The sequence below is a fragment of the Gemmatimonadales bacterium genome (assembly GCA_030697825.1).
In the GTDB taxonomy this organism is placed as follows: domain Bacteria; phylum Gemmatimonadota; class Gemmatimonadetes; order Gemmatimonadales; family JACORV01; genus JACORV01.
The window spans coordinates 1-9,299 of the sequence record JAUYOW010000185.1; the positions used below are offsets into that span (position 1 = coordinate 1).

A 9,299-nucleotide genomic window follows, 5' to 3' on the forward strand; every position below is an offset into this window, starting at 1 on the left:
CCAGCTCCAGCTCCAGCTCCAGCTCCAGCAGCGCCCCGGCGAACATGCCTACACCTGCGAGTAGCTCCAGCAGCGACGGGAGTAGCACGTCGACCTCGACGACCGCGCTGACAACTTCCGCGCTCTCGATTACGCGCCCGTCGAGCCCCTGGGACAGCAGCACCGGGCCCGCGCACAGCGGGACCGCGCTCCGGGCCGCAGCCGCGCGGAAGCGGGCCTGGAAGGACCAGGGGCCGCCGCGACACGATCTCAAGAACGCCGCGTTCAATCTCCGTGAAACGGTGAAGGAGCTGTTGCTCCTCGAAGATCACCTGGCGAAGTCGGACCAGCGGTGCCTGGATTGCATCCGCAAGCACACCCTCAAAGTGGAGGCCCTGGCCGAGGAAGCCAAGGGTCTCGACGAGGCCGAGGCGTGGCGCGGAGTCGCAAGCTGGCTGGCTAACCAGGCCCGCGCGATCGGAGCCGCGGCGGAGCAAGGGCAAGAGCTGGCCCAGTTGGCCCAGGGCGTGCGCACCGTGCGCAAGAAGGTCGTGAAGGCCCTGGAGAGTACCGGGGAGAACATGGCCGGGGTGTACGGGGCGCTCGGGTTCTACGGGGCGGCCGGCCCGGGGGCCGCGGGCTCCGCGGTCGCGTCCGCGGTTGCCACGGATGCAGGCGCGGGCGCGGGCGTGAACTGGCGCAACGTGTTCCTGGGGATCACGGTCGGCGTGGTCACCGCGGTCGTGTCCCAGGTCGTGCTGGACAAGGTGCGCGGGCGTCGCCGCGGAAGCGCGGCATGACCCGGCTGGACAACCGCGAGGAGTAGACCATGGCGCGGAGGAAGCTGCGCCGGGCGAAGCGGACACGCCGGGCACGTATCAACCCGCTCCTCCCCGCGGTCGCGGCGAAGCGGTACGTCGAGGCGTTGGCCTACATCGACCAGTCCCCGGCGGACCGGGACACGGCTACGCGGAAGGCTGCGAAGATCCTCGCGGACTACCCGGACCTGGCGAAGCTGTACGGGACGCCCGGGCAGGCGCTCTCCGGGCAGTCGCCCTGGCGTGCCTACTGGACCGAGGTGGGCCTGGACGAGGCCGATCTCCCCGGGGCCGCAGAGGAAGCAGAGGTCGGCACGGTCGAGGCCCACGCGCCGGTTGCGCCAGCACCGCCGCCGCGCACGGTGCCGGTACGCGCTCCGCGAGACCGGGCGAAGCCTGCGCATGCGCACCGGCGGCCCGCGGGGTGGACCCGCGAGGAGGAAGTGGCCAAGGCCGAGGCGTGGCGCCTGGCGCACGCGGCCGGGGCGAAGGCGAAGCGCGCCGTCCCTGCCCGTGCCACCCCGGCAACGCTGGCGCACGTCGCCGACGGGCTGTTTACCTGGTACCACCCGGAGGGGATCCAGCTCTACGTGCTCGGTCGCTACCGGGGCACGTACGCGACCGAGGCGATCATCCGGGTGGTGATCGCGGACTGGCGGAGCCAACGGCGTCGCCGGCTGAAGGTGCCCCTCTACCGGGCCGCGGGCCTGGCCGCGCCCGCGCGCGTCGCGGGCTGATCGTGGCCCAGCCCCTCCGCGAAGCCCTGCCGAACCCGGCCTGCCCCGCGGCCCAGGCGACCTTGACCCTGGCGAACGCGGCGACACGGGATCGAAAGACCTGGCCGGAGCTGCTCTTCTACATCGGCGCCTACGGGTTGCAGCGGGTCGAAGACACCTGGAAAGCCGCGGCGAAGGACGCCCGGGTACGCCTGGCCACGCACGGCTACGTGATGGCAGAGAAGGACATCGGCTGTGGACACTTCGCCTGCGCGTACCCGCTGGACAACGACCCCGGGTACGTGGTGAAGCTGACCGGGGACTTCACCGAGGCCGCCGCTTGGCAACGGGTCCACGAGCGAGGCCGACGCGCCCCGTGGATCGCGGGGCTGGCGGACACCCCGTGCGTGTTTGCCCTGGGGACGACCTACCCCGCGGAGGACGGGTCCCCGCGGCGCATGTTCGCGGTGGTCCAGGAACGGCTTCGCAAGCTGTCCAGCCGGGAGCAAAACTTCCTCGACGACGACAGCTTTCTCTACGGGCGCGTGCTCCGCTGCCTGGCCGGGCAGCACGTGGCGTGTGCGAAGGTGACGGCGAAGGTCTGTGGCGCCTTGCTCAACGACCCCCCGGCGTTCGAGGCGTGCTTGGAGGGCGCGGTGCTGCGCGCTGCGCAAAAGTATACGAAGGGGAAGGTGACGCGGGATCACCTGGCGCTCCTGGTCAATACCTTGGCCGGGCTCCAGGAGATCGGGATTGGCTTCTCTGATTTTCACGGGGGCAACGTGCTTCGCCGCCCGGCGACCGGGGAGCTGTGCATCGGGGACCTCGGCATGGCGCGCGTCGTGGATGTCCGGGTTCCCCTGGTCAACCCGCGCCGCCGGTAGCACTCGATTCGAGAGGGCCTCCTTGCCACGGGTGCACGCCGCTTCTACGCTCCGCGCATGCAACGCACCCTCGCGCAAATCGCCACCGATCTCGCCGTCTCGGAAGCCCGCGCTGCGGAGAAGGCCGCGAAGGCGGCAGCCCGGGCCGCGCACGCGGTGGGCAAGCTCGCCGTGGACAAGTCGGTCACCAAGCCGGCCGCCCCGGCGCCCGTCGCGGCGCCCGGGACCTTCGAGGACGAGTCGACGCGCGACCGCCGCCGCTGGAAGGCGACCGCCAAGGCGCAGGGCAAGTTCCTCCGCGAGCACGGCCCCCGGTAGATACCCGGGTGACGGTTGACACGGGCGGGAGCCCCCCTTAGATTTCTCCCATGGCCCACCACGTCGAGCTGGCAAACTTCATCACGCCCGCGCGCGTCGAGTACGCGTACGGGAAAGCCTGCCGCGCCCAGGAGCTTCACCAGGAAATCTACGCCCAGGTAGGGATGCGCGCGGCGAAGGCTCGCGATCCGAAGCTGCTCCTGGCCCTGGACCGCGGGGCGAACATGCTCGACAAGATCGCGGAGAGCCAGCAGGGGCGGACGCGCCGGTCCACGGATGTCGAGGGGCTGAAGGTCGAGTTCACGGAGGCCCAGCTCTGGAAGAAGGCGTACGAGTTCGCCGACAAGGGGGAGCCCCTGGCGCAGTTGCAGTGGGTCTACGCGGCAGGTGCGATTCTCTCCGGGCTGATCGACTGAGATGGCGGAGAAGCGGATCACGATCGAGGGGCTGGGTCCCGTGAAGATCGTGACCACGGGCAAGCCGGGGACCTTCCTGGCCAGCGGGTCCCGCGTGCTGGACTGGAAAGCTCCGTGGGAAGTCGAGTTCACCGTGCGGAAGAACCACGTCGTCTTCGTGACATGGTCGATGCACCTGGAAGACAGCGCCCGGTACTACCGCGCGGTCCACGACGGCCTGCAAGCCGCGCTCCGGGTGCCATAGCCTGGCTACGCAGGTAGCACTCGATTCCACCGGGCGGGCTGGTCGCCTCGGGTGCACCTGCGCTACCCTGCGCCTGTTCCGAGGAATACGATGTACGGTACCGACCTGGGTGTGGTGCGGCAGCGCGACGTGTCGAAGTGGACGGAGAAGGGGATCGACACCCGCCGGAAGATCATCATGCAGATGGCTCAGCGTGCGCGCAGGCTGGCGGATGCTGCGCAGCAAAACGATCACCAAGGTCACCGGCAGGCGATGCTTGCCGTCGCGAAGATGCTCCATGACGAGGCGGGGCGCCTGGGCAAGATTGACCAGCGCAACCGCGGGGGCCTTGACCGGCGCAACCGCAGGGGCAACTACAGCGGCGACTACAGCGACCTGGATGTCTACGGGGACATGGACACCTACGGTGACGACCTGGGCGGGATGTGGCCCGCCGGGATCTCGGTGACGCCTGTCCTGCTTGCCGCGGGTGCAGGATTCGCCCTGGCCACGCTGCTCGCGCAGAAGCGGAAGATGTAGGGTCCGTGCCCAGGGCCAACTGGAAAGAGATTGCAGTGGTCGTCGTGGTGGGCCTCGGCGTCGCCGCGGTGGTGACGAAGGTTCCCCTGGTCAAGAAGTTCCCCCTGCTCACCGGCGCGGCGCTCTACGGCATGGGCTACGTGGTCGCGACGCAGCGCCCCGCGGGCGGGTGGAAGCTGCTCACGGCAAAAGCGTAGGTTCTACGTCATGTCGAAGAGGACGAGGGTCTCGCTCGCGCGTGTCGCGGACGTGTAGAGCCAACGCCGGCCCAGCTCGTACTGCTCGTCCCAGGCACGCTGCGCAACGAAGTCCCATGCAACGCCGACATGCTTCCAGGCCGACCCCTGGCTCTTGTGGGCGGTAATCGCCTCGCCCCAGTCACAGTGGAGTAGCTCCGACGACCGGATCGCGCCGTACGCGTCGAACAGGTCGTCCGCGTCCAGGTCGTCGAGCGCCTGGGCCGCGGCCTCGTCCCAGTTGGAATCCCCCGGGTCGATCGCGGCCTTCTCCATGCGCGTCGCGACCGCGGTGAAGTCCTTGGTCCCGTCCTCGAAGTCCTGCGGGGTCAGCCCAAACGTGGGCCCGTGGATTAGGAACTCGTCGCTCTTGTAGAGCTTCACGAAGATGAACTCCTCGGCACGGAGCCCCGCGGACACGGGGTACCGCGAGGACTCGATGAGCACGATCTCCCCGTTGTAGAGCTTGGCCCCTCGGTTGTTTTTCAGCACGAGGAGGCGATCCGCGCGCACGACCGGGATGCCTTCCTTGTACGCGAGGGCTTCCTGCCCCCGGGCCTTGCGGACGAGTCGGTTTAGCTCTTGGCGGAGCTTGTTCGAGTATGCAATCAGCGTCCCGTCCGCTTTCGAGGCACGCACGGCCGCGAGCCAGGCCGCGGCCTGCGTGGGCGTGGACCGGCGAACCACGCGGACCCGCTTGGACGGGTCCGGCACCGTCACCTTGAACGGGTCGTACCGGTTTTGCCCGGTGCGAATGCGGGTGGCCAGGTCGATGATCGGGTTGTCCGCGGCCTGGCGATGTACCTGGGTCAGCTCGGCATCCGCGTGGGCGAAGTCCGGCCCCCAGGCGTCCACGAGTGAGCCCCCCTTCTTCATCACCGGGGGGAGCTGTTCCTTGTCCCCGACGTAGAGGACTGAGTAGTTCGCGGGGAGCAAGCCGCGGATGTCCTTGTCCAGCTCGCGGCTTACCATTGAACCTTCGTCGATCAGCGCGACCATGGGCGCCGTGGCGACACTCTGCCCCGTCTTCGGGGTGAACCCGAGCCGCTTCTCGATCTTCTTCGCCATCGCGAGGGAGAACTCCGCGGCGCAGGACGGGCAAGTGAGCTTGGTCAACCCAGCCTTCTTCGCCCCGGTCTCCGAGATCCCGAGGTCCACGCTGGCCGCGTCGCACGAGGGGCACACCCCGGCTTGCGCGGGAGAGCCGTAGATGAACCCGTGGATCGTCGAGGTTTCCCGTCCTGTCGCTTGTTTCAGCCGGGCGGCGGCCTTGCCCGTGGGGGCGAGCAGCGTAACATTGACGCCTGCCGACGCGAGCTTCTCAATAAGCACGTTCATAACTGCGCTTTTCCCGGTTCCAGCGGCCCCGGCCAGCACCAGCACCGTGCGCTTCCCGTCGCCCGTGCGCGTGGTGAGCATCGTGAACAGCGTGTCCAGGGCGGCCCGCTGGTCCGGGGAGAGCATGTCCTCGGTGATGCGCCCGCCCGGGGGATTCGTACGGGGCGCGCGGAGCACCGGCGCGTCCACCTTCACCCACAGCAGGTCCGGGGCGTGCCAGTTCATGTCAGCGTCCCATCTTCGCACGGCACTCGGGTCCGAGGCCGCTTGCCGTGGAGTCCGGGGTTGTCAGTGTGCGCCCGCAGCGACCGCAACGCCCCTCGTGGTGGAACGTGACGCTGGGCGGCAAGCTCTTCCCGTCGAGCTGGCGCAGGAACCACCCGAGCGCGAGGATCGACGGGGCCTTTTCCTTGCCGCGCGCTGGGTACAGGTTGCCCCGCTCGTCCAGGGACGCCATGTACGTGAAGTTGTCCGTGTTGCTCGGCCCGGTCAGCACGTCCACGAACCAGCGCGGAGAGGCGTACCCGCGATCCTTCTTCCCCGCGCGGACGCGGTAGGTGTACCAGGCCCGCGTCTTTGCCGACTCGATCGTGAACACGGCCCGCCCGGCGAACAGGAAGTCGCGGATGGCCGAGGTGTCGCGCATGGGCAGGCGCAAGGATAGCGTGCCCGGGCGAGGCGGGCCGCGTGGGAGCCGCCCTGGGTAGCACTCGATTTTCCCCGCCACGTTGCCGCGCCAGGGGAGCCTCCGTATGCTCCGGGTCGAACGTCTCGTGGAGGTCGTGGTGTACGGAGCAACCCCGGTCGTGCCCGGCCTGGTACAGATTGCATCGCTGGAAAAGCAGGCGGCCGACCTGGAGCGCAAGTCGAAGTACACGGCATACTCGTCGCACACGAGGGCGAAGCTTGCCCGGGACGCGCGGGTGATGCGGGCGAAGATCGCCGAGGTGAAGGCGGCGGCACGCGCGCGGTCGATGGAGAAGCCGCGTTCCATGCCGCGGCAGCCGCGCCCGGGCGACCTGGTGGATATGCGCAAGCCGCGCTCCGACAAGAAGGCGCCGGGTATGCCGGGTTTCCCCGCGTGGACGCAGCAGGACAAGGACGAGGTGGAGAGCGAGACGGACCCGGTGAAGCGGGAGAAGATGCGCAAGCTGCCCCCGTCGATGTGGTGGATGATCGGGAAGAAGCGTCGCCAGGTGTCGCGCGCGCCCTCGTCCTTGCAGGATGCTCCGCGCCGTACCTGGTCCATCCCGGCTCACCTCGCCCCGTACAAGAACCGGCTTCCGCCTTACCCCCGCGAGCCCTATCGGGCCTGGGAGGCCCGGGTGAAGCAGTTCATCGCGGAGGGGCATGTTATGTCCAGCCGCACGATGTCGGCAGAGGAGAGTGCCAGGTATCGGCAGATGCGTCCGAGGCGCGGCCCGCGATACTGGCGCCGGCCCATCCCCGCGCAGCTCATGCTGTACCGCGCGAAGGTTCCCCCGGGGGAGAACGAGGACCAGGATGCCTGGGAGCGCCGGGTGAAGCAGCTCATCGCGGAGGAGCTGGCCCGCCGTGGCCAGGCGTACCCGCCGTCCCAGGCGTACCCGCCGGTGGTTCACCGGGGCCCGCGCCTGGTGCCGAACGCCTACCCGCTGTTCCCGTCTCGCGGCCCCTCGACCTCCGCGCAGGACATGCGCCAGGATGCGCGGGATCTCGTGTCGGCGAGCACCTCGGCCGAGGTGACCTCGGAGGGCGTGAGCGCGAACGTGGACGTGAGCGTGGACCTCCCCCTGTGGAAGCGTCCGCTCCTGTGGATCGTACTCCTCGGCGGCGGGGCCGCGTACTACGCCTACACGAAGCGCGCGGTGCTGAAGTCGAAGTTCACGGTGATGCGCAAGACCGTGGGAACGCCGCTCGGCAAGGGTGGCGCGAGCAAGGGAGCAGCGACGCCGTGATCCTCGGAGCTACCGACTTCCTCCCGCTGGCTGCGAAGCTGGGCGGGTACATCAAGATGGGCGTGGACCACTATGCCACGCTCAAGGCGATGGATATTCCCCTGGGTCCCGAGGTGATCGGGGTGTTCCTGGAGGAGCAGATGGGGACCTGGGACCCGGTCATGCAGGGACGCCACGCGCTCGACGCGCAGGCCAAGCACGACGGGGCCATGTTCCTCGCGCGGGTGATTTGCAGCCTGGCGGGACCCGCCGGCACGGGAGAGAAGTGAGCCATGGACTACCTTGACGGGGCCAACTGGGGCGCGATGGGCCCGCCGGACGTGCTGCCGACCGGGTACGGGGAGACGCCCATGGACCGGGGTGGCCCGAACTTCGGACCCGGCACGGACAACGCGGACGCGGCCCCGGGCTGGATGACCGCGGGGCCGGGTGTCCCGGAGTACATGGGCGCGTCCGCCAAGAAGAGCGCGCTCCAGTGGCAGCCCCGGGATGCGACGCTCTCTGACGGGACGATGGTACGGCAGCACCCGGACGGGAGCATCACGATCGTCGCCGCGACGCAGAACCCGTTTGTCGGCATCGTGGGCCGTACGATCACCCAGTCGTCCCACCCGGCCGCCTGGTCGACCGCGACGACCCAGGTTGGGCTCTACAAGCCGCCGATCCTCTCGGCCTTGTTGCAGACGGGAACCCAGTTGACCACCGCGGCGATCCGCGCCGGGGCTCCGCCCCCGCCCCGGTCGCGTAAGCCCAGGTTCGTCCCCGGTCCCATGGAGAGCGGAGGGGGTCCCGGCGTGCCAACCTGGGCCTGGGTCGCGGGCGGCGGAGCCCTGCTCCTCGTGACGATTCTCATGCTCTCGCGGAAGGGAGACAAGTAGGATGTTCCTCGGCAACCCGCCCCCGTCTCGCCACGTCAACGCGTGGTTGACGGCGTTTCCCATGTCCCCGTTCAAGACGGGCACTCCGCGCTGGGCGCAGGGGCCGACTCGGTGGACCGGCAAGGAGAAGGACCGGGTGCGCCCGGCGTGGCCGTCGTTCCGTGGGAATTACACGGGGAAGATGAAGGGTCTCGGCCCGCTCGCGGGCCCCGGGTACGGGTTCGACTTCTCTGTCTTGACCAGCATGGCCCCGGACTTGATCAAGGCAGGTGGCGACGTTGCGGAGCAGGCCATCATCACCGGGGGCGAAACGAAGCGCCAAGCGGCGCAGATCAAGGCGGACAAGGCCGCGGCGAAGCGCCCGGCCAAGGCCGACAAGGCCGCGGCGAAGGCCGCGGGTTCCTCGTTCCAAGTCTCAACCGGCCGGGGACGCCGGGTTGCGCCTGCGGGTCCCCCGTGGGGGCTGATCGCGGGCGGCGTCGCGGTGCTCGCGGTCCTCGCGCTCGTCCTGAAGGGCGGGGGAGGCCGCGCGGCGCCGCCCCCGTATTACCCGCCCCCGTATTACCCGCCCCCGGCGCCCTACTACCCGCCGCCCCCGGTGCCGCGATGAATGACAAGTACGGCTTTATGATGGCGAGCGGCTACGGCCTCGACGACATCGACCTCGGCGCCGCCACGCCGGTCCCGTCCACCCCGACGGACTACTTCGAGATCGCGCAGAAGATCGCGCCGATCGCGCAGTCGTTCTTCCCCGAGGAGGATGCGCGCGAAGAAGAAGCTGTCCTCCGGGCCAAGATCAAGAACTACAAGAAGATGCGGGGCGTCTTCCCGTACTCCGTGGTCCCCGGGGTCCTGTGGTACGACAACGAGATCGCAAAGATGAAGGCGCGGCTCAAGGTCGTGCACGTCCAGGCCGAGGAGAAGCGCGAGGATGTCGACGAGGGTCGCCAGTGGCGGGAGATGGGCCAGCTCGCCCTCGGCGTCGGCATCGTGACCGGCTTTGCCATCATCGGCTT

16 protein-coding genes are annotated in these 9,299 nt (G+C 69.2%); 13 read left to right on the forward strand and 3 right to left on the reverse strand.

Annotation, left to right across the window (positions count from 1 at the left end):
- Nucleotides 1-253, reverse strand: a 253-nt coding sequence (locus Q8Q85_09730) for a hypothetical protein (GenBank protein MDP3774533.1), incomplete at its 3' end; no start/stop codon positions are given.
- Nucleotides 254-281: 28 nt separating this feature from the next.
- Between Q8Q85_09730 and Q8Q85_09735 the strand changes: the two genes are divergently transcribed.
- From Q8Q85_09735 to Q8Q85_09770, 8 genes are all read left to right on the forward strand, one after another.
- Nucleotides 282-779: a hypothetical protein gene (locus Q8Q85_09735; GenBank protein ID MDP3774534.1), complete on the forward strand. Its 498-nt coding sequence runs from the start codon at nucleotides 282-284 to the stop codon at nucleotides 777-779.
- Nucleotides 780-808: 29 nt separating this feature from the next.
- On the forward strand, nucleotides 809-1,534 hold the full coding sequence (locus tag Q8Q85_09740; protein ID MDP3774535.1) for a hypothetical protein: 726 nt from the start codon (nucleotides 809-811) through the stop codon (nucleotides 1,532-1,534).
- 2 nt (nucleotides 1,535-1,536) lie between these two features.
- The gene (locus tag Q8Q85_09745) at nucleotides 1,537-2,397 is read left to right on the forward strand and encodes a hypothetical protein (protein ID MDP3774536.1); all 861 of its coding nucleotides are present in this window, start codon (nucleotides 1,537-1,539) and stop codon (nucleotides 2,395-2,397) included.
- A 57-nt stretch (nucleotides 2,398-2,454) separates the two neighbouring features.
- Nucleotides 2,455-2,715 carry a hypothetical protein gene (locus tag Q8Q85_09750; protein ID MDP3774537.1) on the forward strand — a complete coding sequence of 87 codons (261 nt, stop codon included), beginning with the start codon at nucleotides 2,455-2,457 and terminating at the stop codon, nucleotides 2,713-2,715.
- Nucleotides 2,716-2,765: 50 nt separating this feature from the next.
- Nucleotides 2,766-3,131 (forward strand): hypothetical protein, encoded by a 366-nt coding sequence (locus Q8Q85_09755; GenBank protein ID MDP3774538.1) that lies wholly within the window; start codon nucleotides 2,766-2,768, stop codon nucleotides 3,129-3,131.
- A gap of 1 nt (nucleotide 3,132) precedes the next feature.
- Nucleotides 3,133-3,375, forward strand: coding sequence for a hypothetical protein (locus Q8Q85_09760; protein ID MDP3774539.1), 243 nt, complete (start codon nucleotides 3,133-3,135; stop codon nucleotides 3,373-3,375).
- Nucleotides 3,376-3,465: 90 nt separating this feature from the next.
- On the forward strand, nucleotides 3,466-3,894 hold the full coding sequence (locus tag Q8Q85_09765; protein ID MDP3774540.1) for a hypothetical protein: 429 nt from the start codon (nucleotides 3,466-3,468) through the stop codon (nucleotides 3,892-3,894).
- 5 nt (nucleotides 3,895-3,899) lie between these two features.
- Entirely contained in the window at nucleotides 3,900-4,091 is a 192-nt protein-coding gene (locus Q8Q85_09770) for a hypothetical protein (GenBank protein ID MDP3774541.1), read from the forward strand.
- A 3-nt stretch (nucleotides 4,092-4,094) separates the two neighbouring features.
- On the opposite strand, the gene Q8Q85_09775 is transcribed toward Q8Q85_09770, so the two are convergent.
- Both Q8Q85_09775 and Q8Q85_09780 read right to left on the reverse strand, forming a co-directional pair.
- The gene (locus Q8Q85_09775) at nucleotides 4,095-5,693 is read right to left on the reverse strand and encodes an AAA family ATPase (GenBank protein ID MDP3774542.1); all 1,599 of its coding nucleotides are present in this window, start codon (nucleotides 5,691-5,693) and stop codon (nucleotides 4,095-4,097) included.
- 1 nt (nucleotide 5,694) lies between these two features.
- A complete protein-coding gene (locus Q8Q85_09780) occupies nucleotides 5,695-6,114 on the reverse strand; it encodes a DUF6011 domain-containing protein (GenBank protein ID MDP3774543.1) in 420 nt (139 codons plus the stop codon).
- Between the two features lie 106 nt (nucleotides 6,115-6,220).
- On the opposite strand from Q8Q85_09780, the gene Q8Q85_09785 reads away from it, so the two are divergent.
- The 5 genes from Q8Q85_09785 to Q8Q85_09805 all read left to right on the forward strand — a co-directional run.
- Nucleotides 6,221-7,405, forward strand: a complete 1,185-nt coding sequence (locus Q8Q85_09785) for a hypothetical protein (protein ID MDP3774544.1) — start codon at nucleotides 6,221-6,223, stop codon at nucleotides 7,403-7,405.
- Nucleotides 7,402-7,674 (forward strand): hypothetical protein, encoded by a 273-nt coding sequence (locus Q8Q85_09790; GenBank protein MDP3774545.1) that lies wholly within the window; start codon nucleotides 7,402-7,404, stop codon nucleotides 7,672-7,674. The genes Q8Q85_09785 and Q8Q85_09790 overlap by 4 nt, the downstream gene beginning before the upstream one ends.
- A 3-nt stretch (nucleotides 7,675-7,677) precedes the next feature.
- Entirely contained in the window at nucleotides 7,678-8,283 is a 606-nt protein-coding gene (locus tag Q8Q85_09795; GenBank protein MDP3774546.1) for a hypothetical protein, read from the forward strand.
- 61 nt (nucleotides 8,284-8,344) lie between these two features.
- The gene (locus Q8Q85_09800; GenBank protein ID MDP3774547.1) at nucleotides 8,345-8,893 is read left to right on the forward strand and encodes a hypothetical protein; all 549 of its coding nucleotides are present in this window, start codon (nucleotides 8,345-8,347) and stop codon (nucleotides 8,891-8,893) included.
- Nucleotides 8,890-9,299, forward strand: a 410-nt coding sequence (locus Q8Q85_09805; GenBank protein MDP3774548.1) for a hypothetical protein, incomplete at its 3' end; no start/stop codon positions are given. The genes Q8Q85_09800 and Q8Q85_09805, both read left to right, overlap by 4 nt.

Bases quoted from the DNA above. Each gene is read 5' to 3' on its own strand.
- Q8Q85_09740 (MDP3774535.1), top strand. From the start codon at position 809: ATGGCGCGGAGGAAGCTGCGCCGGGCGAAGCGGACACGCCGGGCACGT.
- Q8Q85_09800 (MDP3774547.1), top strand. From the start codon at position 8,345: ATGTCCCCGTTCAAGACGGGCACTCCGCGCTGGGCGCAGGGGCCGACT.
- Q8Q85_09750 (MDP3774537.1), top strand. From the start codon at position 2,455: ATGCAACGCACCCTCGCGCAAATCGCCACCGATCTCGCCGTCTCGGAA.
- Q8Q85_09760 (MDP3774539.1), top strand. From the start codon at position 3,133: ATGGCGGAGAAGCGGATCACGATCGAGGGGCTGGGTCCCGTGAAGATC.
- Q8Q85_09795 (MDP3774546.1), top strand. From the start codon at position 7,678: ATGGACTACCTTGACGGGGCCAACTGGGGCGCGATGGGCCCGCCGGAC.
- Q8Q85_09765 (MDP3774540.1), top strand. From the start codon at position 3,466: ATGTACGGTACCGACCTGGGTGTGGTGCGGCAGCGCGACGTGTCGAAG.
- Q8Q85_09775 (MDP3774542.1), bottom strand. From the start codon at position 5,693: ATGAACTGGCACGCCCCGGACCTGCTGTGGGTGAAGGTGGACGCGCCG.
- Q8Q85_09785 (MDP3774544.1), top strand. From the start codon at position 6,221: ATGCTCCGGGTCGAACGTCTCGTGGAGGTCGTGGTGTACGGAGCAACC.
- Q8Q85_09780 (MDP3774543.1), bottom strand. From the start codon at position 6,114: ATGCGCGACACCTCGGCCATCCGCGACTTCCTGTTCGCCGGGCGGGCC.
- Q8Q85_09755 (MDP3774538.1), top strand. From the start codon at position 2,766: ATGGCCCACCACGTCGAGCTGGCAAACTTCATCACGCCCGCGCGCGTC.